At 59.3% G+C, this 21,986-nt stretch carries 27 protein-coding genes; 15 read left to right on the top strand and 12 right to left on the bottom strand.

All coding sequences use genetic code 11. The features are described 5' to 3' along the window. Positions 1-5 precede the first annotated feature (5 nt). The 3 genes from BLU63_RS01030 to BLU63_RS01020 all read left to right on the top strand — a co-directional run bounded on the left by BLU63_RS01030 (position 6) and on the right by BLU63_RS01020 (position 2,035). Positions 6-611, top strand: a complete 606-nt coding sequence (locus tag BLU63_RS01030; RefSeq protein ID WP_083374709.1) for an arylesterase — start codon at positions 6-8, stop codon at positions 609-611. A gap of 56 nt (positions 612-667) precedes the next feature. After that, on the top strand, positions 668-961 hold the full coding sequence (locus BLU63_RS01025; RefSeq protein ID WP_003226812.1) for a hypothetical protein: 294 nt from the start codon (positions 668-670) through the stop codon (positions 959-961). A gap of 102 nt (positions 962-1,063) precedes the next feature. Continuing rightward, positions 1,064-2,035 carry a L,D-transpeptidase family protein gene (locus tag BLU63_RS01020; RefSeq protein ID WP_010461344.1) on the top strand — a complete coding sequence of 324 codons (972 nt, stop codon included), beginning with the start codon at positions 1,064-1,066 and terminating at the stop codon, positions 2,033-2,035. 122 nt (positions 2,036-2,157) lie between these two features. On the opposite strand, the gene oprI is transcribed toward BLU63_RS01020, so the two are convergent. Further along, complete coding sequence (gene oprI / locus BLU63_RS01015; protein WP_002553018.1) at positions 2,158-2,409, bottom strand: outer membrane lipoprotei OprI; 252 nt, start codon at positions 2,407-2,409, stop codon at positions 2,158-2,160. 640 nt (positions 2,410-3,049) lie between these two features. Between oprI and BLU63_RS01010 the strand changes: the two genes are divergently transcribed. Then, entirely contained in the window at positions 3,050-3,337 is a 288-nt protein-coding gene (locus tag BLU63_RS01010) for a GNAT family N-acetyltransferase (RefSeq protein ID WP_010461341.1), read from the top strand. A gap of 66 nt (positions 3,338-3,403) precedes the next feature. On the opposite strand, the gene BLU63_RS01005 is transcribed toward BLU63_RS01010, so the two are convergent. After that, a complete protein-coding gene (locus BLU63_RS01005; RefSeq protein ID WP_010461339.1) occupies positions 3,404-4,480 on the bottom strand; it encodes a 3-deoxy-7-phosphoheptulonate synthase in 1,077 nt (358 codons plus the stop codon). 161 nt (positions 4,481-4,641) lie between these two features. Next, positions 4,642-5,085 (bottom strand): PilZ domain-containing protein, encoded by a 444-nt coding sequence (locus BLU63_RS01000; protein ID WP_010461337.1) that lies wholly within the window; start codon positions 5,083-5,085, stop codon positions 4,642-4,644. Between BLU63_RS01000 and BLU63_RS00995 the strand changes: the two genes are divergently transcribed. The 5 genes from BLU63_RS00995 to cysB all read left to right on the top strand — a co-directional run bounded on the left by BLU63_RS00995 (position 5,084) and on the right by cysB (position 9,043). Next, complete coding sequence (locus BLU63_RS00995) at positions 5,084-5,470, top strand: YbbN family protein (protein WP_083374708.1); 387 nt, start codon at positions 5,084-5,086, stop codon at positions 5,468-5,470. The two genes, BLU63_RS01000 and BLU63_RS00995, sit on opposite strands and share 2 nt — an antisense overlap. Further along, positions 5,467-6,423 (top strand): putative 2-dehydropantoate 2-reductase, encoded by a 957-nt coding sequence (locus BLU63_RS00990; protein WP_083374707.1) that lies wholly within the window; start codon positions 5,467-5,469, stop codon positions 6,421-6,423. The genes BLU63_RS00995 and BLU63_RS00990 overlap by 4 nt, the downstream gene beginning before the upstream one ends. A gap of 25 nt (positions 6,424-6,448) precedes the next feature. Then, complete coding sequence (locus tag BLU63_RS00985; protein ID WP_010461331.1) at positions 6,449-7,354, top strand: 5'-nucleotidase; 906 nt, start codon at positions 6,449-6,451, stop codon at positions 7,352-7,354. Positions 7,355-7,449: 95 nt separating this feature from the next. Continuing rightward, positions 7,450-7,953 carry a universal stress protein gene (locus tag BLU63_RS00980; RefSeq protein WP_010461329.1) on the top strand — a complete coding sequence of 168 codons (504 nt, stop codon included), beginning with the start codon at positions 7,450-7,452 and terminating at the stop codon, positions 7,951-7,953. A gap of 115 nt (positions 7,954-8,068) precedes the next feature. Beyond that, on the top strand, positions 8,069-9,043 hold the full coding sequence (gene cysB / locus BLU63_RS00975) for an HTH-type transcriptional regulator CysB (protein WP_010461327.1): 975 nt from the start codon (positions 8,069-8,071) through the stop codon (positions 9,041-9,043). A gap of 6 nt (positions 9,044-9,049) precedes the next feature. Here the strand turns inward: cysB and BLU63_RS00970 are convergent, their stop codons facing one another. Together BLU63_RS00970 and BLU63_RS00965 are read right to left on the bottom strand one after the other, a co-directional pair. Further along, positions 9,050-9,532 (bottom strand): GreA/GreB family elongation factor, encoded by a 483-nt coding sequence (locus BLU63_RS00970; RefSeq protein ID WP_083374706.1) that lies wholly within the window; start codon positions 9,530-9,532, stop codon positions 9,050-9,052. A 2-nt stretch (positions 9,533-9,534) separates the two neighbouring features. Then, positions 9,535-9,945 carry a hypothetical protein gene (locus BLU63_RS00965; RefSeq protein WP_010461324.1) on the bottom strand — a complete coding sequence of 137 codons (411 nt, stop codon included), beginning with the start codon at positions 9,943-9,945 and terminating at the stop codon, positions 9,535-9,537. 124 nt (positions 9,946-10,069) lie between these two features. Between BLU63_RS00965 and earP the strand changes: the two genes are divergently transcribed. Then, positions 10,070-11,227: an elongation factor P maturation arginine rhamnosyltransferase EarP gene (earP, locus tag BLU63_RS00960; protein WP_083374705.1), complete on the top strand. Its 1,158-nt coding sequence runs from the start codon at positions 10,070-10,072 to the stop codon at positions 11,225-11,227. Between the two features lie 48 nt (positions 11,228-11,275). Further along, positions 11,276-11,845, top strand: a complete 570-nt coding sequence (locus BLU63_RS00955; protein ID WP_007943632.1) for an elongation factor P — start codon at positions 11,276-11,278, stop codon at positions 11,843-11,845. Positions 11,846-12,019: 174 nt separating this feature from the next. On the opposite strand, the gene BLU63_RS00950 is transcribed toward BLU63_RS00955, so the two are convergent. The 4 genes from BLU63_RS00950 to BLU63_RS00935 all read right to left on the bottom strand — a co-directional run bounded on the left by BLU63_RS00950 (position 12,020) and on the right by BLU63_RS00935 (position 15,321). Beyond that, positions 12,020-13,033, bottom strand: coding sequence for an alpha/beta hydrolase (locus BLU63_RS00950; protein ID WP_083374704.1), 1,014 nt, complete (start codon positions 13,031-13,033; stop codon positions 12,020-12,022). A 33-nt stretch (positions 13,034-13,066) separates the two neighbouring features. After that, the gene (locus BLU63_RS00945; protein ID WP_010461312.1) at positions 13,067-13,486 is read right to left on the bottom strand and encodes an organic hydroperoxide resistance protein; all 420 of its coding nucleotides are present in this window, start codon (positions 13,484-13,486) and stop codon (positions 13,067-13,069) included. A gap of 347 nt (positions 13,487-13,833) precedes the next feature. Continuing rightward, complete coding sequence (locus BLU63_RS00940) at positions 13,834-14,295, bottom strand: MarR family winged helix-turn-helix transcriptional regulator (protein ID WP_042932887.1); 462 nt, start codon at positions 14,293-14,295, stop codon at positions 13,834-13,836. 69 nt (positions 14,296-14,364) lie between these two features. Further along, positions 14,365-15,321, bottom strand: a complete 957-nt coding sequence (locus BLU63_RS00935; protein ID WP_083374703.1) for a LysR family transcriptional regulator — start codon at positions 15,319-15,321, stop codon at positions 14,365-14,367. Positions 15,322-15,445: 124 nt separating this feature from the next. On the opposite strand from BLU63_RS00935, the gene BLU63_RS00930 reads away from it, so the two are divergent. Next, positions 15,446-16,180, top strand: coding sequence for a sulfite exporter TauE/SafE family protein (locus BLU63_RS00930; protein WP_042932884.1), 735 nt, complete (start codon positions 15,446-15,448; stop codon positions 16,178-16,180). Here the strand turns inward: BLU63_RS00930 and BLU63_RS00925 are convergent. Then, the gene (locus BLU63_RS00925) at positions 16,170-17,024 is read right to left on the bottom strand and encodes a LysR substrate-binding domain-containing protein (RefSeq protein ID WP_010461304.1); all 855 of its coding nucleotides are present in this window, start codon (positions 17,022-17,024) and stop codon (positions 16,170-16,172) included. The two genes, BLU63_RS00930 and BLU63_RS00925, sit on opposite strands and share 11 nt — an antisense overlap. 96 nt (positions 17,025-17,120) lie before the next feature. Between BLU63_RS00925 and BLU63_RS00920 the strand changes: the two genes are divergently transcribed. Further along, on the top strand, positions 17,121-17,336 hold the full coding sequence (locus BLU63_RS00920) for a DUF1127 domain-containing protein (RefSeq protein WP_010461302.1): 216 nt from the start codon (positions 17,121-17,123) through the stop codon (positions 17,334-17,336). Between the two features lie 64 nt (positions 17,337-17,400). Next, positions 17,401-18,630: a winged helix-turn-helix domain-containing protein gene (locus tag BLU63_RS00915; RefSeq protein WP_083374702.1), complete on the top strand. Its 1,230-nt coding sequence runs from the start codon at positions 17,401-17,403 to the stop codon at positions 18,628-18,630. Positions 18,631-18,720: 90 nt separating this feature from the next. On the opposite strand, the gene BLU63_RS00910 is transcribed toward BLU63_RS00915, so the two are convergent. After that, on the bottom strand, positions 18,721-20,067 hold the full coding sequence (locus BLU63_RS00910) for a class II 3-deoxy-7-phosphoheptulonate synthase (RefSeq protein ID WP_083374701.1): 1,347 nt from the start codon (positions 20,065-20,067) through the stop codon (positions 18,721-18,723). A 149-nt stretch (positions 20,068-20,216) separates the two neighbouring features. Here BLU63_RS00910 and BLU63_RS00905 point away from each other — a divergent pair, with 149 nt between their 5' ends. After that, on the top strand, positions 20,217-20,972 hold the full coding sequence (locus BLU63_RS00905) for a spermidine synthase (protein WP_010461296.1): 756 nt from the start codon (positions 20,217-20,219) through the stop codon (positions 20,970-20,972). Positions 20,973-21,110: 138 nt separating this feature from the next. On the opposite strand, the gene BLU63_RS00900 is transcribed toward BLU63_RS00905, so the two are convergent. Continuing rightward, positions 21,111-21,902: a crotonase/enoyl-CoA hydratase family protein gene (locus tag BLU63_RS00900; RefSeq protein ID WP_083374700.1), complete on the bottom strand. Its 792-nt coding sequence runs from the start codon at positions 21,900-21,902 to the stop codon at positions 21,111-21,113. Between the last annotated feature and the right edge of the window lie 84 nt (positions 21,903-21,986).

Below are 21,986 nucleotides of genomic sequence, written 5' to 3'. Positions count from 1 at the left end.
ATCCGATGCGTGTGTGGTTTTTGAGTGCTGGCCTGGCCTTGATGTGCATGGCCCAGAACGCAGCGGCGGGTACTGTCCTGATCGTTGGCGATAGTATCAGCGCCGGTTTCGGCCTGGATACCCGCTTGGGGTGGGTGTCGCTGCTTGAGCAACGGCTCAAGCGCGAAGGTTTCGACGATAAGGTGGTCAATGCCTCCATCAGCGGCGACACCAGTGCCGGAGGCCAGGCGCGCCTGCCTGCGCTGCTTGCAGAGCATAAGCCTGAGCTGGTGATCCTCGAATTGGGCGGCAACGATGGCCTGCGCGGAATGCCCCCAGCTAATTTGCAACAAAACCTTGCGTCGATGATCGACAGCTCCAGAGACAGTGGCGCCAAGGTGCTTTTGCTCGGCATGCAGTTGCCACCCAACTACGGAGTTCGTTATACCGGGGCTTTTGCGAAGGTCTACAGCGCACTGGCCGAAGAGAAAAACATCCCGCTGGTACCGTTTTTTCTCGACGGCGTGGGCGGTCATCCGGACTTGATGCAGGCCGACGGATTGCACCCGGCTGCGGGCGCTCAGGACAAGTTGCTGGAAAATGTCTGGCCGACACTGAAACCGCTGCTTTGACGCTTTTCTAGCGGCGGTGTTTCGGCTAAGGTGGCGCCCCCGATTTGGAGCCTCCGATGCCGCGTCCTGCCTGGTCCCTTTTTGCCTACCAACTGATCGAGCCTGACGAACAGCTGGATCTGTTCGCCTGCCAGGAAGTGCGGGTGCATCTGGTGACCCGTCAGCTGGAGCTGGGCGGCTCGGCCGATCGAACCTTGTGCGGCAGTCTGCTGCCCGCGCAACCGCGCTGGTCGAGTGTCGACCGCCGGGTGTTCCAGGACCAGCGCCTGTGTTCGCTTTGCCGGGCCATTCTCGAATCGCAGAAGCGCGGCACCTCGCCGATCTGGCCGGAACTGCGTTTCGAACTTTAGAAACCGATAGATTGCTTGCTATCGGTCAACTCCCCGATTTTCCAGATGCCAGTGTACAATCGCGTTTTTATACCCTTGTCGATCATGCGAAGGATTTTCCGGATGTTGCCGCGTTTTCCTGCCGTCACCCGCTGCCTGTCTCTTGCCGCCCTCTGTGTGGCGGGCCCCGTAGCCGCATTGGAGCTGCCCCTGCCACCGCCCGGTGAAGACATCATCGGTCAGGTACAAGTGATCAAGGCCAAGTACGAAGACACCTTCGCCGACCTCGGCACCACTTACGATCTGGGCTATTCGGAAATGGTCGCGGCCAACCCTGGCGTCGATGCATGGTTGCCGGGCGCTGGCACCGAGATCGTCCTGCCGACGCGTTTCATCCTGCCACCGGGTCCGCGCGAAGGCATCGTCATCAACCTGGCCGAGTACCGCCTCTACTACTTCCCGAAAGGCCGGAACGTGGTGTACACCTTCCCGCTGGGTATCGGCCGCGAAGGCTGGGGCTCGCCGATTGCCCATACCAGCATCATCGCCAAGACGCCGAATCCGACCTGGACCCCTCCAGCGTCGATCAAGGCCGAGCACGCCGCTGATGGCGATCCGCTGCCGAACGTCGTGCCGGCAGGCCCGGACAATCCACTGGGGCCGTTCAAATTCACCTTGGGCACGCCGGGCTACCTGATCCACGGGTCTAACAAAAAGTTCGGCATCGGTATGCGCACCAGCCACGGCTGCTTCCGCATGTTCAACAACAACGTGCTCGAAATGGCGGGCATGGTGCCGGTCGGGACATCGGTGCGCATCATCAACGACCCTTACAAGTTTGGCGTCAGTGGGGGCAAGGTGTATCTGGAAGCGCACACCCCGCTGGACGACAACGGCAACCCGTCGGTGGTCGACAAGCACACCGCGGTGATCAACGCGATGCTCAAGCGCGAGGACATCACCAATAACCTGCGCATGAATTGGGATGTGGTGCGTGACGTGGTTGCCGCTGAAGATGGCTTGCCGGTTGAAATCGCAGTGCCGAACGCTTCTACGTCGATGGTGACGAGTGCGCCGATCGATCCGCTGCAGTAAGACTTGAAAAGAACCCGCCGACGCAGGCCGCGTCGGCGGGTTTTTTATGGCCGGCAGGAAACACCGGGCAAAAAAAAGCCGACCCAAAAATGGGTCGGCTTGATAACAACCCCGAAGGATTATTACTTGCGGCTAGCTTTGTCCAGCATGCGCAGAGCACGCTCGTTAGCTTCGTCAGCAGTCTGTTGTGCTTTTTGAGCAGCAGCCAGAGCTTCATCAGCTTTACGGTAAGCTTCGTCTGCACGAGCCTGGGAGCGAGCTGCTGCGTCTTCAGTAGCAGTCAGACGTGCTTCGGTTTCTTTCGATACGCTGCTGCAACCGGTAGCCAGAACTGCGGCCAGAGCCAGAGCAGAGAATTTCAGAACGTTGTTCATCGTGTTCCCCTTCAAGGACTTTCTATTAAGTAGCTGTCTCCTCAGAGTGAGGAAATAGCCGGCGTACATACTACCCATTACTTCTAGTAAGTAAACTGACGTGTAGCAAGAAGCAAAAAAAATTGTAGGCGTTGATTCTTTTTCGAGCAACTTTTAACTGCGTTGTTTAAAAAATATCCAGCCAGGAGGCCCGAGATGAGCGAGCCGCCTAAAAAAGTTCCGTGCACTCACCGCTGTTTTTCTCATTCTTGGCTAAAGTCTGTCTATATGGATTCGTCCATACTTTTGTTCGGATTTTGCGCCGTGGCTCTCATAATCTTTATCCATCTTGATGGTGACTTTAAGAGCGCGCGTTCGTCTTAAGTCTCAACATCCGGCAATGTTCAGGCTATCGACCCGCAGATATCTCCGGTCGAGCCGTCCCTGCGTCACCCGGAGCAGCACCCGCCACTGAGCGCGATGACGAGCGTACCTTGAGCATTTCTGCCAATGGTGCCTACTATTTGATACGTGCTCGGTTGTGCGAGATCGGTGCCGTTCTTCTCGGTGTCCATTCAGGCACGAGGTGGCGTAGATGTTCCTTCGCCGGAAAAACATCGGTAAGGTAGGGGTCAGAATTCAAGACCCGCGAGGAGTAGTGATGAGCGAGGCGTTGTCCATCCACCATGACCAGGCTGGTCATCAGTTCGAGACCAGTGTGGACGGTCATCGTGCCTACCTGACCTATATGGATCTGGGGAAACAGACCCTGGATATCTATCGCACCTTTGTGCCCAACGCGCTGCGTGGTCGCGGCATTGCGGCAGCCTTGACCGAGAAGGCGTTGGAGTACGCTGAGGAAATGGGTTACACCGTCATTCCATCGTGCTCTTACGTCGAGCGCTACATGGAGCGTCACCAGCGGCATGCCGCCAAGCTGAGCCAGTAACCTTAAAATACGAACACAAAAAAACGCCGGGTTTAGCCCGGCGTTTTTGTGTGCGGCGAAACGTGATCAGGTGCGAGCGCGTTTGGGCAGCACATCCTTGAGCTTGGCGTGCATGCTGCGCAAGGTATTTTCGGTAGCGGACCAATCGATGCAGGCATCAGTGATCGACACGCCGTATTGCAGGTCGGCGAGGTCTTTCGGAATAGCCTGGCAGCCCCAGTTCAGATGACTTTCGACCATCAGGCCGATGATCGACTGGTTGCCTTCGAGGATCTGGTTGGCGACGTTCTCCATCACCAGCGGTTGCAGGGCCGGGTCCTTGTTGGAGTTGGCGTGGCTGCAATCGACCATGATGTTCGGCTTGATCTTCGCCTTGTTCAACGCTTGCTCGCAGAGCGCGACGCTGACCGAATCATAGTTCGGCTTGCCGTTGCCACCGCGCAGGACCACGTGGCCGTAGGCGTTGCCCTTGGTGGTGACGATCGACACGCCACCTTCCTGGTTGATACCCAGGAAGCGGTGAGGGCTGGAAACTGATTGCAGGGCGTTGATAGCGACCGTCAGGCCGCCGTCGGTGCCGTTCTTGAAGCCGACTGCCGAGGACAGGCCGGAGGCCATTTCACGGTGAGTCTGGGATTCGGTGGTGCGCGCGCCGATGGCCGACCAGCTGATCAGGTCCTGCAAATATTGCGGGGAGATCGGGTCGAGGGCTTCAGTTGCGGTCGGCAGGCCCATTTCGGCCAGGTCCAGCAACAATTGACGACCGATGTGCAGACCGTCCTGAATCTTGAACGAGTCGTCCAGGTACGGGTCGTTGATCAAGCCTTTCCAGCCGACGGTGGTGCGTGGCTTCTCGAAATACACGCGCATGACCAGATACAGGGTATCGGACACTTCAGCCGCAAGCGCCTTCAGGCGCTCGGCGTATTCGTGGGCAGCCTTGATGTCGTGGATCGAGCAAGGCCCGATGACAACAAACAGGCGGTGGTCGGTACCATCAAGAATATTGCGAATGACTTCACGGCCCTTGGTGACAGTGCGCAGGGCAGCGTCGCTCAGAGGGATGTCACGCTTTAGCTGATCGGGAGTGATCAGGGTCTCGTTGGAAGCGACGTTTAGGTCGTTGATCGGTAAATCAGCCATCGTTTACTCGTCAGGTCACGGGTGCCGGCCGCCAGCGAACCCGCGCGGCGGAGCACAGCAAATTAAGCGCGTCGGGGAGCCGAACCTTAGCGCGTTACGCGCCTGCTCGACAATGGGCAGACGCTGGTTTTAGGGGCATTCTCACTAATTGAGAGCGTTGCCTAACCCAGCGCAGGCTGTGCAAATGCCTTGCGAACCGTGTCGTGAGAGAACTCGTCGGCATGCTGCTGGACCCAGTCGAGGGCCAGGGCCTGAATATCCTGCAGGTCATCGTGTGCGTCACGCAGGCGGCAATAACGTTCGATCTGGCAAACCTGCTCGCCCATTCGCGCACTGAACAGCATCTGTTCGTCGACGAAGGCAATGCCCACCAGGTAACCGCGTTTGCGTCGCAGGCACCAGGCCACATAACCCAGATAGCGCAAATCGGGATTCAACGTAGGCATGCGCACTTCCAGCGCCGTACCGTGGCGCCAGGCGCGGTGGTAATTGCAAGCCATGCCGCCGAGGCTGATAGTGTGCAGCCGTTGCCGCGAAATGCACTCATGCTTGAGCAACGTTAACTCGACGGGCACATCGTCAGGGTGAGGTAAAAAACGTCCCATGAACACAAACTCCCTGTGTCGGCCATTTGACATTGTTTCCCCCAGTATAGTGGTCGAATTGCAACTGACCGATTTCGACGCCGACCAACGGCTGCTGGCGATGAGCGGTGTGTCGCTGGTGATTTTCACCAGTGTCGGCTGCGCCAGTTGCCGTTTTGCCCGCGAGCAATTGCCAGGACTCGATCTGGCGATCGACCGGCTGTGCTGGATCGATGCCGGAGACAATGGCGGGCTGGTCGAGCGTTATCAGGTTTTTCATTTGCCGGCGCTGTTTGTAGTGCGCGACGGCGAGTTTTTCGGGGCAGTACAGTCGCGCCTGACCAGCACCGGGCTCAATGAAGCCGTGCGCCAGGCGTTCAGTCGACATGCAGAGGAGTTGCCATGATGGGGGCAGTTGCCAAACCGACAATCGGGATTATCGGAACCGGCGCGATCGGCGGGTTCTACGGGGTGATGCTGGCGCGTGCCGGGTTCGATGTGCACTTCTTGTTGCGCAGTGAGTTTGCAGCGGTCGCCGAACGCGGGCTGCACGTTGACAGTGCGGTGCATGGCGCATTGACGCTGAACCCGGTCCAGGCCTATTCGTCTGCTGAGGACATGCCCGCTTGTGACTGGTTGCTGGTCGGCGCAAAAACCACCAGCAACGCGGACCTCGCGCCCGCCATCATCCAGGCCGCCGCGCCGAATGCCAACGTCCTGCTGTTGCAAAATGGCCTGGACGTCGAAGACAGCTTGCGTGAGTTACTTCCCGATTCCCTGCACCTGCTCGGCGGGCTGTGTTTTATCTGCGTCCATCGCGAAGGGCCTGGCGTCGTAACCCATCAAGCGCTCGGCGCGGTGAACGTTGGCTACCACAGCGGTCCCGCAGCCGATGAGCAGGCGCGAATGACGATTGTCGAGGAGGGCGCCGGACTGTTCCGCGCGGCCGGCATCGACTCTCAGGCCATGCCGAATCTGCACCAGGCACGCTGGCAAAAGCTGGTCTGGAATATCCCTTACAACGGCCTGTCGGTTCTGCTTGGGGCCAGCACCACGTCGTTGATGGCCGATGCCGACAGCCGGGAACTGATCCAGGCGCTGATGGCCGAAGTGGTTCAGGGGGCAATCGCTTGTGGTCACGACATACCGGCCGGGTATGCCGAGCATTTGTTCAAGGTGACCGAGAAAATGCCCGACTATTGGCCAAGCATGTACCACGATTTTCTGCACAAACGACCGCTGGAACTGCAGGCAATTTACGCGCGACCTCTGGCGGCGGCCAAGGCGGCGGGTTGCGAATTGCCGCGAATCGAGGCCTTGTATCGCGGCTTGAGTTTTATCGATCGACGCAACACGTAAGTCGATCAACCTGAGGGGGAAGGGCATGGCAAAGACTATCGACGACAAACTGGTGCTGGCGATCTCGTCGCGAGCGCTATTCGACCTGGACGAAAGCCACAAGGTTTATGAGTCGAGCGGCGTCGAAGCCTACCGGCAATATCAGATCGAGCACGAAGACGAAATCCTCGCGCCCGGGGATGCGTTTCCGTTGGTGGAGAAACTGCTCAATCTGAACGCCAGCCTCGGTCGGGCCCGGGTCGAGGTGATCCTGGTATCGCGCAACAGCGCCGACACCGGCCTGCGCGTATTCAACTCGATTAATCATTATGGCCTGGCGATTTCCCGCGCGGCGTTCGTTGGCGGACGCAGTCCTTATCCGTACCTCAAGGCCTTTGGCTGCGACCTGTTTCTCTCCACCCACGCCGAAGACGTGCGCAGCGCGCTGGATGCCGGATTCGCTGCAGCAACCATTCTGTCGGGCGGTGCCAGCCGTGCAGCCAGCGATGAGTTGCGCATCGCCTTCGACGGTGATGCCGTGCTGTTTTCCGACGAGTCCGAGCGGATCTATCAGTCTGGCGGCCTGGAAGCGTTCCAGGCCAGCGAACGCGAATCGGCCCGCGAGCCTTTGCGCGGAGGTCCGTTCAAAGGCTTCCTCGCCGCCCTCAATCTGTTGCAACGCGAGTTTCCCGATGACGCCTGTCCGATCCGCACCGCCCTGGTGACGGCGCGGTCGGCGCCAGCCCATGAGCGGGTGATTCGTACCTTGCGCGAGTGGGACATTCGTCTGGACGAGTCGCTGTTTCTTGGTGGGCTGACCAAGTCGGCGTTTCTCGAAGCGTTCGCCGCCGATGTGTTTTTCGACGACCAGGCCGGACATTGTGAACTGGCCCGCGAAGTGGTCGCCACCGGCCACGTGCCCCACGGCATCAGCAACGAGCAAAAAGTTTAAGCCCGCCGTTCAACACGTTACGCCGCACGTCGCACTCGCCAAGGCACTGCTAAGCTGAATCAAATCTCCGCCATGTTGGCACGCGAGGAGGTCATATGATTCATTCGATGCTGTATGCCACGGACCTCGGGCTGTACGCACCGTTGGTGATGCAGCATGCCTTGGCGCTGGCGCGGACATTCAATGCTGATTTGTATGTGGTGCACGCCGTTGAACCCATGGGGTTGTTTGCCGAATCGGTGCTGCAGAGTTACCTCGATGAGCAGGCCTTGAACGAGTTTCACAGTCAGGGCTTGAATACGGTGATCGCCAATATCGAGCAGCGGGTGCTCGACAGCTTTCGAGAGGAGTTGGGGGATGAAGGGGAGCAGGATCTGGAGCGGATCAAAGCGGTGCGGGTGCTGCAGGGTGACCCGTCACAGGTGATTCTCGACCAGGCGCAGAAACTCTCCGTGGATTTGTTGATCGTAGGTAGTCATAGCCATGGTGCAGGTGCGGAAACACCTCTGGGCCGGACCGCTGCGCGGGTATTGCAACTGTCTCGGGTGCCGGTTTACCTGGTGCCGCTGGTTGAACGTCGCCGCCAAGGGGATCGCTAGAACAACAGATAGTGGCAATTTGACAAAAAAGTTCTAGATTTATTCTTCGAACCATTAATATAGTTATATATCGTCGCTGATGCCCGTGGCGTCTACCTTGCTTTGAGGGATTCATATGAAGCTTCAACAACTGCGCTACATCTGGGAAGTGGCGCACCACGACCTCAACGTTTCCGCTACGGCCCAAAGCCTTTACACCTCGCAACCGGGCATCAGCAAGCAGATCCGTCTGCTGGAAGACGAACTGGGCGTCGAGGTTTTTGCCCGCAGCGGCAAGCACCTGACCCGCGTCACCCCAGCCGGCGAGCGCATCATCACCACCGCCGGCGAGATCCTGCGCAAGGTTGAAAGCATCAAGCAGATCGCCCAGGAATTCTCCAACGAGAAGAAAGGCACCCTGTCGATCGCCACTACGCACACTCAGGCACGTTATGCCTTGCCGCCGGTGATCAGCAATTTCATCAAGCAGTACCCGGACGTTGCCCTGCACATGCACCAGGGTTCGCCGATGCAAATCGCTGAAATGGCCGCTGACGGCACCGTGGATTTCGCCATTGCCACCGAAGCCCTGGAGCTGTTCGGCGACCTGGTGATGATGCCGTGCTACCGCTGGAACCGCTGCGTGGTCGTGCCTCAGGGCCACCCGCTGACCAAGGTGTCCAAGCTGACTCTCGAAGCCTTGGCCGAATACCCGATCGTGACTTACGTGTTCGGTTTTACCGGCCGTTCGAAACTCGATGAAGCCTTCAGCCATCGCGGCCTGACGCCGAAAGTGGTGTTCACCGCGGCCGACGCCGACGTGATCAAGACTTATGTTCGTCTGGGCCTGGGCGTGGGCATCGTGGCAAAAATGGCAGTCGATGCCAAACTCGACAGCGATCTGGTCATGCTCGATGCCAGCGACCTGTTCGAATCCAGCATCACTAAAATCGGTTTCCGCCGTGGCACCTTCCTGCGTGGTTTCATGTGCGACTTCATCGAGAAGTTCGCGCCGCACCTGACCCGCGAAGTCATGGCCAAGGCCATTCAGTGCCACAACAAGCAGGAGTTGGAAGAGCTGTTCGACGGCGTCGAACTGCCGGTCCACTGATCCCTTTTAAATCACCTCGGTAACAGCAAACTGTTGCCGAGCGCCCGCCACCAGAATCTCTACCTCGTCCCCTTCGAACTTGCCCAGCAGGCTTTTACCCAGCGGTGAGCGAGGGGTGATGACGGTGATCATCTGTCCGACCATATCGACCTTCAGACCCGCCGCGTCAGGCGCCAGAAACAGCCACTGCTCACGACCCTTTTCGTCTTCCAGGCCGAGCAGGGCGCCCACTTCGATCCCGCGTTGTGGGTCATACGGGCGCAAGGTCACGTTTTGGCAAAGCACGAGTGACTGCCTGATTTCTTCGACACGCCTGGCTTGTCCGGCCGCCAGATAAGACGCTTCCAACCCCAACGTGTCGTACTTGTTTTCAGCGATGTTTTCTTCGTGGGTCGCGGTTTCGTAAGCGGTTTGCGCGGCACGTTCGGCGATGTCGAGATCAATCCGCAGCTTGCCGAGAATCAGTTGGTGGACGGTTTGCTTATTCATGATCAGTCGCAGAATTGCAGGACATTGGCGCGGCTTTTTTCGCTCGGCGCGGTCTGGTCCTGTTGCAGCCAGAACTGGCATTTCGGATTGGACAGGTTGCGACCGCTGCTGCGGGCCTGATCCATGCGTTGCTGCTGCTCGTTCTTGCGCAGGTTCTCTTCGTACTGTTCGAACAGCGGGCTTTGCGCCGGGATGTCCGGCACCGGCTGCACTACCACTGGCGGCTTGGCCAGTTGCTCTACAGCGGCTGCGACCGGCGCGAGTTGCTCGCTGAACAGCAGGCGCGAGGCGAGCCAGCAGGTCAGCGCAATTGCGAGGAATCCAAGCCATAGACCGAGGGCAATACTGCCGGTCAATTGCAGCGCATTGAGCTGAATCGGCAACGGGCGGCGCGGGGCGGGACGGTAGGGCATGGCTGCCTCCTGGCGGGTGGTCGCGGGCAAATGGCGATTGTCGCACGAAGATTAATCGCCGTCGGCTCTTCTGCGTGAGGTAATTTATGCGGACAATCGGCGCCTTTGCCAACGGGAGCCTGGAATGCCTGAAATGCCTCAAGTGAAAAACCGCTGGCGCTGGGATATTTTTTGCACCGTGGTCGACAACTTTGGCGACATCGGCGTGACCTGGCGCCTGGCCCGACAGTTGGTGGCCGAGCATGCCGTGGCGGTGCGGTTGTGGGTCGATGACCTGCGGGCCTTTGAACGTATCTGTCCTGAAATCGACATCAGCGCCACGCAGCAATGGCAGCAGGGTGTGGAGGTGCGTCAGTGGCCCACCGAATGGCAACCCGCTGAAGCCGCTGATGTGGTGATCGCCGCGTTCGCCTGCCAGTTGCCGGGCCCTTACATGGACGCCATGGCTTCGCGGGAAAAGCCGCCGCTGTGGATGAACCTCGACTACCTGAGCGCCGAAGACTGGGTGATCGGTTGTCACGGTTTGCCGTCGGTGAAGTACAAGAATGTGCAGAAGTACTTCTTCTTTCCGGGGTTTCAGAAAGGCACGGGCGGGTTGCTGCGTGAAAGCGGTTTGCTTGAACGTCGCAGGCAGTTTCAGCAAGACCCCGAGGCGCAGCGAGCATTCCTGCAAGGCCTTGGGATTGATCGCGCGCCCAATGCCCAACTGATCTCGCTATTTGCCTACGAAAATAGCGGCTTGGCCAGTTGGCTGGACGTGATGGCCGTCGATTCGACACCCACGCATCTGTTGGTGCCCGAAGGCCGGATTCTCGGGGATGTCGAACGTTGGCTGGGCGTCGACGGATTGGCCGCCGGTGCGCTGCATGTGCGAGATCAATTGACCGTACAAATCCTGCCGTTCGTCCGACAGGATCAATACGATCACGTGCTTTGGTGTTGCGATTTCAACGCCGTGCGCGGTGAAGATTCCTTTGTCCGCGCGCAATGGGCAGGGCGGCCGCTGCTCTGGCACATCTATCAGCAGGACGAAGACATCCACCTGGACAAGCTCGACGCCTTCCTGACGCTGTACACGAAAGGCCTGTCCGAGCCTGCCGGCGAGGCGATCAGCGGTCTTTGGCGTGCGTGGAATGCGGGTCATGATATGTCCGACCACTGGCTTGCGACCCGTAAACACTGGCCGGAGCTGCAAAAACACGCCGAGACGTGGTGTCTGGAACAGGCCTTGCAGGCCGATCTTGCCGCGGCGCTGGTACAGTTTTATGTAAATTGGATATGATACGCGGCCTAGATTTTTGTAAATCCCATCCAAATTCGGATATTCGCAATGAAAACTGGTAAAGAACTGAAACCCGGTACCGTGATCCGTCTCGAAAACGATCCTTGGCTGGTTCAGAAAGCTGAATTCACCAAATCCGGTCGTAACAGCGCGATCATGAAGACCAAGCTGAAAAACCTGCTGACCGGTTACAAGACCGAGATCGTTTACAGCGCTGACGACAAACTGGACGACGTAATCCTCGACCGCAAAGAAGCGACCCTGTCCTTCATCAGCGGCGACACCTACACGTTCATGGACACCACTGACTACACCATGTACGAGCTGAACGCTGAAGACATCGAAGCCGTTCTGCCTTTCGTTGAAGAAGGCATGACCGATGTTTGCGAAGCGATCTTCTTCGAAGAGCGTCTGGTTTCCGTAGAACTGCCAACCACTATCGTGCGTCAGGTTGACTACACCGAAGGTTCCGCTCGCGGTGACACTTCCGGCAAGGTAATGAAGCCTGCCAAACTGAAGAACGGTACCGAGCTGTCGGTTGCTGACTTCATCGAAATCGGCGACATGATCGAGATCGATACCCGCGAAGGCGGTTCCTACAAAGGCCGTGCTAAATAAGCACAGCTTCAGGAATGAAAAAGCCCGACCATTGAGTCGGGCTTTTTTGTGCTTGTCTGAAACACCCGCCCCTGTAGGAGCGAGGCTTGCCCGCGAAAGCGTCGTGTCATTCAACATCGATGTCGACTGACACGACGCTTTCGCGGGCAAGCCTCGCTCCTACAGGGGGCGGTGTTATTTCAGGTGTTGCTTGAGTTCTTCGGACGCTTGCAGCATCGCCGAACGTACCGCCGGCACCTGGCTCACTACGTTAAGCAAGCCGTAGTCGTGAATCATCCCGTTGTAACGAACCGATGTGACCGGCACACCCGCCTCGTCGAGTTTGCGGGCATAGGCTTCACCTTCATCGCGCAACACGTCGGCACCGGCTGTCTGCACCAGCGCAGGCGGTAAGCCCTTCAGTTGCGCGGTGGTGGCCCGCAGCGGCGAGGCGTAGATCTCGTTACGTTGTTTGGCGTCGGTGGTGTAGTTGTCCCAGAACCACTTCATCATGTTTTTGGTGAGGAAGTGACCCTCGGCAAACTGGTTGTAGGACGCGGTTTCGAAGCTGGCATCGGTCACCGGCCACAGCAGCACCTGGAACTTGATCGCTGGCGTGCCCTTGTCTTTGGCCATCAGTGCAACCACGGCCGCCATGTTGCCACCGACGCTGTTGCCGGCCACGGCTAGGCGTTTGCCGTCGACGTTGATCTCTTTACCGTGCTCGGCCACCCATTTGGTCGCGGCGTAGGCCTGGTTGATCGCCACCGGATAATGCGCTTCCGGGGACGGGGTGTAATTGACGAACACCGCTGCTGCACCCGACCCTGTCACCAGGTCGCGAACCAGACGTTCGTGGGTCGGGAAATCTCCCAGCACCCATCCGCCGCCGTGAAAGAACATGAACACTGGCAGCTCGCCCTTGACACCGGCCGGCCGGACGATGGTCAGGCTGAGCGGTTGGCCGTCGACCTGGATGGTCTTCTCGCTGACATCGGCTTTTGGCAGTGTCGGTTTCACCGAGGCTTGCGCACCCACCAGCACCGCACGGGCTTCTTTGGGGGTGAGTTGTTCCATCGGTTTGCCGGTGCCGGCATTCAGAACGTCGAGGAACGCCTGGGTGTTGTGTTCAACCCCATCGCCCGCAAAGGCGTTGCTGATGGACATAGCGAGAAGGGTGCCGGTCAAGACTTTGCTGAAAGTGTTCATGTTCATTTCCTGTTCGGGCCTGGTAGTCGGCGGTTAGACGGTGACGTGCAGGCGCACATCGACGTTGCCACGGGTCGCGTTCGAGTACGGGCAGACTTGGTGAGCCGCCTCGACCAGGCTTTGCGCGTCGGCTTGTTCAAGACCTGGCAGGCTGATGTGCAGGTCGATGTCCAGGCCGAAACCACCAGGGATCTGGCCGATGCCGACATGGGCGGTGATCGACGCGTCGTTCGGGATGCTGCGTTTGGTCTGGCTGGCGACGAATTTCAGCGCGCCGATGAAGCAGGCGGAGTAGCCGGCGGCGAACAATTGCTCAGGGTTGGTCGCTGCGCCGCCGGCACCACCGAGCTCTTTCGGGGTGGCGAGTTTGACGTCGAGGATGTTGTCACTGGAAACCGCACGACCGTCACGGCCGCCAGTGGAGGTTGCGATTGCGGTGTAGAGAGTTTGCATGGTGTGAGCCTCGTTCAGATTTGATTTATTTGCGCTAAATGTTTGCGCGCTAAGTAAGTGCGAGATGAATGTATCGCGCTAATAGTTAGCGCGCAAGATAATTTTTTGAAAAAGTTTTGGCTTGAAGGGGGGCGCGGATTGGATGTGCTGAGTTAGAGCGGTCGCGGCAGGATTTTTTAGCGGAAGATTTTTTCGAAGGAAGCAACCCGATCAACTGGGACACCACAAAAACAAATGTGGGAGTGAGCCTGCTCGCGATGACGGAGTGTCAGTCAGTATCAATGCTCAATGACACACTGCAATCGCGAGCAGGCTCGCTCCCACAGGGATTTGGGGGGATTGAGGGATTAAAGGCTGTCTTGCAGATTGCTACGCAGCTCTTGCAGCTCCGCTTGCAGTTTTTGCAATCTCTCAAGCGTCATTCCGCTTGCACCGAGGATGCACTGGGGAATGCTGCGCGCCTTGTCGCGTAACGCACGGCCCTGTTCGGTCAGCTCGACGATCACCACCCGTTCATCCTCTCGGCTGCGGGTGCGACTGAGCAATCCTTCGACCTCCAGGCGTTTGAGCAAGGGGGTCAGTGAGCCGGGGTCTGTCAGCAGTCGCGTGCTGATTTCGCCTACGGTCAGCCCGTCCCGCTCCCACAACACCATCATCGCCAGATACTGCGGATAGGTCAGCCCCAGCGCTTGCAACAGCGGCTTGTAGACCTTGGTCATCAGCAGCGAGGTGGAATGCAGGGCGAAACAAGCCTGATTATCCAGCAGCAGCGGGTCGCAGTTATCCGGGGTGGTGCGTTCGGTGGTCATTTCAAAGCCTTGATCAGTGATCGTCATGAATCTAGCGGGCGAATCTTTAATGCACCAGACAATTCTAGACTAATGCCGGTCCAGGGTGTTTTGCAGTGCCAGGTCCCACGGCGGAATCGGGCTGAAGCGGGTTTTCAGATACTCCAGCAATAAGCGGCTTCGGGAGTTGGGTTGTTGCTCAAGACGTAATGCATAGATGCCGGTGGTCTCCGGTGGAGGCAAGCCGTTTTCACAAAACAGCGGCAGCAACTCGCCACGCAAAAGGTACTCGCTGGCCAGCCAGGTCGGCAAATGCGCGATGCCCAGCCCCGCCAACGCCCCACAGACCAGTGCTTCGGCATTGTTGGCACTCATGCGGATGCGCGCCGGGCGATGCAGGTGCAGGTGCCCGTCGCGCTCAAAGCGCCAGGCAAAGGGTGGGGCCAGGCCGTCCCAGTCAAGGCCGTCATGTTCGATCAACTGCGCCGGTTCGGTCGGGACGCCGCGGCGTTTCAGGTATTGCGGGCTGGCACAGGCAATGCGCACCATACTTGCCAGCGGCGTGGCCACCAGACGGGTGTCGGCCATTTGACCTGCGCGCAGCACCAGATCCACCTTCCCCAGGTTCAGCCCCTGCATGTCGACAAAACTGTCGATCAAATGCAATTGCACGTCGAGGCCCGGATAGAGCATCAGGAAGTCGGCAATCACCGGCGCCAAGTGCCGTCGGCCGAACGCCGCTGGCGCATCGATGCGGATCAAGCCCTCCGGCGCACTGCTCAGGGATACGGCTTCGGCGCGGGCCAGGCGCAGTTCCGCCACAATCCGTCGCGCCCGCTCGGCGAACGCCAGGCCAGCAGGAGTAGCACGCACCGCGTGGGTGCTGCGAATGAACAACTGGCTGCCGACTGCGTTTTCCAGGCTGTCGATACGTCGCGCCACCGCCGAAGGCGTCAGCGGATGTCGCCGGGAGGCCGCGGAAAAGCTCCCGGTTTCCAGCACATCAAGGAACAGGCCGAGTTGATCGGTCAATTGATTCGGGTTCATGGTGTGTCAGCGCTTGTGCGAAGTTGGCACAGCCATTGTGCGTTGCTGTGCGTTTCCCCGCCAGCGCCGACTGCGTAGGATGAATGGCCTGATAAAAGGAAAATCGCCTGTGATTGAGTTTGTGATGTATCTGGTCTTCGGCGCCGCCCTGGGAACTCTCGGTGGGCTATTCGGCATTGGCGGTGGTTTGATCGCGATTCCGCTACTAGGCGTGCTGTTCGGTCTCGATCAGCAAATTGCCCAGGGCACGGCGTTGGTCATGGTGGTGCCCAACGTGATGCTGGCGTTGTGGCGCTATCACCAGCGCAACCGCATCGAAATGCGCCATGCACTGCCATTGGCCGCAATGGGCTTCTGCTTCGCCTGGATCGGGTCGATCTGGGCGGTAGGCATTGACGCGCAAACCATGCGCGTGGGGTTTGTTGCGTTTCTGATTGCCCTGTCGACCTACAACCTGGTACGCATGTTCACCGCCAACGCACCGGCCTCTGCACAAATGCGTTATTCCTGGCCATGGTTGGGCGTGCTGGGCGCGGCATCCGGCACCATGGGCGGGTTGTTCGGGGTTGGCGGTGCGGTGGTGGCGACGCCGGTGCTGACCAGCCTGTTCGGCACCTCTCAGGTGGTGGCCCAAGGCTTGTCGCTGGCCCTGGCTCTGCCCAGCACCGGCGTCACACTGGTGACTTACGCCGTGCATCACCAGGTGGACTGGATGATCGGGTTGCCGTTGGCTGTCGGCGGGTTGATGAGCATCAGCTGGGGCGTGAAGATCGCCCACGCCATGCCGGAGCGGCTATTGCGCGGGTTGTTCTGCGGGTTCCTGGTGCTGTGCGCGGTGATGCTCGCGTTTAAAGTTTGAAGCCTTCGACGATGTGCTCGGCCAGGCACTCGGTGATCGGGGACGGGTTGTGCAGATTGCGCACCAGCATGATGCAGGCTTCCGGCAACAGCGGCAGGTCTTCGGCTTCTCCCAGGATGCGCATGTCCGGCGTGATCAGGCTTTCCAGTTGCGCAGTTACCGCGAGGCCCGCACTGACCACGGCCATTAACGCCGACAGGCTCGAACTGTTGTAGGCGATGCGGTAATCGCGCCCCATGGCGTCCAGCGCATTACACGCCCACAGCCTGCAGAAACAATCACTGTTGAACATCGCCAGGGGCAATGGCGTCTGCTCGTGGGCGTTGAAGCATTGAGCTTCGGCCCAGACGAAACGCTCCTTGCGCAGCAACTGGCCGATTTCAGTACCGGGCTCGCGGGTGACGATGGACAAGTCCAGGTCCTGGCGTTGCAACAGTTGTTTGGTTGATTCGCAGTGAACCTCGATCTGGATCAACGGGTAAAACTTGGCGAAACGCGACAGGATCCCCGGCAGGAAACGCATGACGTAATCGTCGGGCGTGCCGATGCGCACGGTGCCGACCATGTGCGGCTCGCGCAGGGTGTTGAAAACTTCGCTGTGGAGTTTGAGGATGCGCCGCGCGTAACCCAGCAATACCTGGCCCTCGGCAGTCAACTTGACCTGGCGTCCATCACGTTCGAACAGCTGGCGCTGCAACACGTCTTCTTCCAGACGCTTCATCTGCATGCTCACCGCTGACTGCGTGCGGTTGACCATTTCTCCGGCACGGGTAAAACCACCCTGGTCGGCAATGGCGACAAAGGTGCGTAGCACGTCAGTATCGATACTTGGGTACGCCGACATCCATCAATCTCCGAGATGGTTACCATCAGAAACATTCGTTGGATTGATCTTAGCGCTGAGGCGAGACTTGAGCCATCCCTAAAGGAGGGCAACAAGATGAAAGGTCATAACGAGCATGTAACGGAAGAAAAATTCTCAATCCACGCGGTATCCGATCTGCTGCACAAGTTTAGTCGCTGGTACGAACTTCACCGTGAACGTGAGCTGCTGGCAAGTTTGAGCGACGAAGCACTGAAGGACATTGGCGTGAGTCGTGCCGATGTCGAACATGAATCGGTCAGGCCGTTCTGGGATGATCCGATGCATAAATGATGAGGCCATCGCTACACAAACCCCTCTCTGGTGAGGTAGGTTGCGAGCAGACACGGAGGTATTCATGCCCGCAACGCTGTCCTTTTCCAACAAACAGGCTCGACGTCTGGCGCTGGCCGCCCAAGGGTTCAACGGGCGGCAACCGCCAGCGGCGATCAAACCGGTTCAGCTCAACCGGCTGATCGAACGGCTGGGCATTCTGCAGATCGATTCGGTCAATGCGTTGGTGCGTTCGCACTACCTTCCCTTGTTTTCCCGCCTCGGAAATTACTCCCCCGATTTGCTCGATCAGGCTGCCTGGAGTCAGGGCCGACGTCGCACGTTATTCGAGTATTGGGGCCATGAAGCTTCGTTGCTGCCTATGTCGATGTACCCCTTGATGCGCTGGCGCATGCAGCGTGCAACGCGTGGCGAAGACATCTACCAGCAACTGGCGCGTTTCGGTCGCGAGCAGCAGGACACGATTCGCCGAGTGCTGGCCTCGGTGCAGGCACTTGGCGCTCTGGGGGCTGGAAGTCTGTCGACCCGTCAGGAGCGGGCCGGGCCATGGTGGGACTGGAGCGCAGAAAAACATGCGCTGGAATGGCTGTTCGCCGCCGGTGAAGTCACGGTCGCCGGTCGCCGCGGATTCGAGCGGTTGTATGATTTGCCGGAGCGGGTGATTCCTTCAGCGGTTCTGCAACAGCCTTTGCTCAGTGAGGCCGAGGCCCAGCGCGGGCTGTTGCTGCATGCGGCGACGGCATTAGGTGTTGGCACGGAAAAGGACCTGCGCGATTATTTTCGCCTGAACCCGGCAGACAGCCGGCCGCGTCTGGCTGAACTGATAGAGACGGGTGAATTACTGGCCTGCGAGGTTCAGGGCTGGCGTCAACCGGCCTACTGCTTGCCCGAGCCGAAAGTGCCGCGCAAGGTCGAGTCCAGTGCCTTGCTATCACCTTTTGACTCGTTGATCTGGGAGCGCAGCCGCACCGAGCGGTTGTTCGATTTCCGTTATCGACTGGAGATTTACACGCCCCAGGACAAACGGGTCTACGGCTATTACGTACTGCCGTTTTTACACAATGAACGGATTGCCGCGCGGGTTGATCTGCGTGCCGAACGAGCGTTGGGCCGGCTGGCGGTGCATGCCGTGCATGAAGAGGAGCCAGGGCTGGACGAGGTGGGGATGCTGGCGTTGGCGGGCAATCTGCGGCAAATGGCGGATTGGCTGGGGCTTGAGCAGGTTCAGCTCAATTGCCCGCGGGCGAGTGGCGCGCGCTTGCGGGTGGCGTTGGCACAGATTCAGGGTGTCTGAGCGGGCGCCTCCGCGGGCAAGCCTCGCTCCTACTGATTCAACGCAATCCTGTAGGCGCGAGGCCGTTGCCCGCGAATGGCGCGACGCGATTCAGCGCCGAACTTGCTTCAGCGTCTCGGCAATCAGGAACGCCAATTCCAGCGACTGATCGGCATTCATCCGCGGATCGCAATGGGTGTGGTAACGGTCCGACAACCCGTCTTCAGTGATTGGTCGGGCACCACCAATGCACTCGGTCACGTTCTGCCCGGTCATCTCGATATGGATACCGCCGGCGTAACTGCCTTCCGCTTCGTGAACCTGGAAGAACTGCTTCACCTCACCGAGGATCTGCGCAAAGTCGCGGGTCTTGTAACCGCTGCTGGCCTTGATGGTGTTGCCGTGCATCGGGTCCGAGCTCCAGAGCACCTGCTTGCCTTCACGCTGCACCGCGCGGATCAACGCCGGCAAGTGATCGCCAACCTTGTTCGCGCCCATGCGTGCGATCAAATTCAAGCGGCCTGGGTCGTTGTCCGGGTTCAGCACGTCGATCAGGCGAATCAGGTCTTCGGGGTTCATGCTCGGGCCGACCTTTACCCCGATCGGATTATTCACGCCACGCAGGAATTCGACGTGGGCGCCGTCGAGTTGACGGGTGCGGTCACCGATCCACAGCATGTGCGCTGAGCAATCGTAGTAATCGTTGGTCAGGCTGTCGCGGCGCACGAAGGCTTCTTCGTAATTCAGCAGCAGCGCTTCGTGGGCCGTGAAGAAACTGGTTTCGCGCAGTTGTGGCGAACTGTCCATGCCGCAAGCGCGCATGAAGGCCAGGGTTTCATCGATGCGATCGGCCAAGTGGCTGTATTTTTCAGCCAGCGCCGAGTTGGCGATGAAGTCCAAGTTCCATTTGTGCACCTGATGCAGGTCGGCAAAACCGCCTTGGGCGAAAGCGCGCAGCAGGTTCAGGGTTGCGGTGGACTGGTGGTAGGACTGGAGCAAGCGCTCCGGGTCCGGCACGCGGCTTTTTTCATCGAAACCGATGCCGTTGACGATGTCGCCACGGTAGGCGGGGAGGGTTACACCGTCGATGGTTTCATCGTTGGCCGAGCGAGGCTTGGCGAACTGGCCGGCCATGCGCCCGACCTTGACCACCGGGCAACCCGCGGCGAAGGTCATGACAATCGCCATCTGCAGCAGGACTTTAAAGGTGTCGCGAATTTTTGCGGCCGAGAACTCGGCGAAGCTTTCGGCGCAATCGCCACCCTGCAACAGAAACGCGCGGCCCTGGGTGACTTCAGCGAACTGACGGCGCAACTCCCGGGCTTCACCGGCAAACACCAGCGGCGGGTAGCTGGCCAGGGTCTGCTCGACATGACGCAAATGCGCGGCGTCGGGGTAAAGGGGTTGTTGCTGGATCGGCAGGGCGCGCCAGCTGTCAGGGCTCCAGGGTTGGCTCATCACGGTCTCGGTTGTTTTACGCTCGGACGTTCATGTTATCAGCAAATTAGTGCGTGACCTGTTCCGGTTGCTTCGCGGACAATCGCGCCTTTGCCGCTTCATGTTGCGGATTATCGCGTTGCCGGGCCAGGCGACGATCAGGAGACGAAATGACTGAGGAGCGCGTCGAGCATTTGCTCGCCGAGGTACAGGATGAGTTCGGCGTGATTCGCGTGCTGGAGGTGGCCGATTACCGATTTCTCGAGTTCGGTGATGCCATCGAGCAGAGCTGCGTGTTCACGGCTGACCCGAGCTGGCTCGAGTACGATTACACCCGGGCGATGCTGATTGGCGCGCTGTGCCACGAACAGCCGGAAAGCGCACTGTTTCTTGGCCTCGGCGCCGGCACGCTGACCCAGGCGTGCCTCAAGTTTCTGCCCCTTGAAGATGTAGAAGCCATCGAATTGCGCCCCGACGTACCGCGTCTGGCCATCGAATACCTGGGGCTCGATGATGATCCGCGTTTGTACATCCGCGTCGGCGATGCGCTGGAGTTGCTCGATACCGCTGAACCGGCGGACTTGATCTTCGTCGACCTTTATACCGATGTCGGTCCCGGTGTCGGGCATCTGGCCTGGAGCTTCCTGGAAAACTGTCAGAAACGCTTGAATCCGGGCGGCTGGCTGGTGATCAATCAATGGGCCACCGACGACGGCAAGCCCTTGGGTGCTGCATTGTTGCGCGGGCTCTATCACCGGCATTACTGGGAGCTGCCGGTGAAGGAGGGCAATGTGATTCTGATCGTGCCTTCGGAGCTGGATCAGGAACTGGACATGAATGGACTGCTTGCCCGGGCCGAAGGGCTGGCGCCGCGGTTGGGGTATTCGTTGCAGTCGTTGATCAAGGCGATTCGCCCGGCGACTTGATGCAATGAGGCCTTGTGGCGAGGGAGCTTGCTCCCGCTTGAGTGCGCAGCACTCACAAGATTTGCATTGATTGCGAAGATTTTGTGGCCGCTTCGCAGCCCAGCGGGAGCAAGCTCCCTCGCCACAAAAGCAAATCTGTCAGCAGCCCTTGAAGACCCCCGGCCGCTTTTCGATCATCGACCGCACACCTTCCCGGGCATCCTCACTCGCCAGCAACTTCTTCACCAGCGGCGGCAATGCCTGCGCCGCCGCAGTTTCCCCTTCGTATCGTGCCTGCCGGGCAGACATCAACGTCGCCTGAACCCCCAACGGCGCCTGCCGGGCGATCCGTTCAGCCAATTCAATGGCCCGTGGCAGCAGATCCTCGCTGGCCATGACTTCCTGCACCAACCCCAGGTGCAACGCTTCATGCGCATCAAATTCATCGCCAGTCAGCAGCCAGCGCATGGCATTGCCCCAGCCGGCGACTTGATGCAGGCGCAACGTGGCACCGCCGAAGGGGAAGATCCCGCGCTGCACTTCCTTCTGCGCAAATCGGGTGTTGCTGGCGCAGAGGTTGATGTCGGCGGCCAGCATCAACTCGATGCCAATGGTCAGGCAGTAGCCTTGCGCGGCGACAATCACCGGTTTGCTCACCCGGGGCCCGGCAAACACGCCCCACGGATCGCAACCGCCGAGCGGTGCCTGCCAGCCTTCGGCCAGGGCCGCACTGGCATTGATCAGGTCGAGCCCGGCGGTGAAGTGCTCGCCATGAGCGAACACCACCGCCACCCGCGCTTCGCTGTCGGCCTCGAACTCGCCGTAAGCCAGGCTCAGTGCGTTGAGCAGATCGAGGTCGAAGGCATTGCGCTTGGCCACCCGATCCAGGCCGATCATCAGGACATGGCCGTGTTTTTCACGGGTGACACGACTGGAGTCGGGCTGATTCATGGAGCATTTCCTCGGGCGGGAAGGGTGTGCCAGGCCGCGGGTCAAAACCGCTGGTCTGCGTCACAAGGATGAACCGTTTTAGCG

The sequence above is a fragment of the Pseudomonas mandelii genome, from assembly GCF_900106065.1.
Classification (GTDB): Bacteria; Pseudomonadota; Gammaproteobacteria; order Pseudomonadales; family Pseudomonadaceae; genus Aquipseudomonas; species Aquipseudomonas mandelii.
The sequence above is the reverse complement of the archived record's forward strand: the minus strand, read 5'-3'. Positions and strand labels throughout refer to the sequence as shown.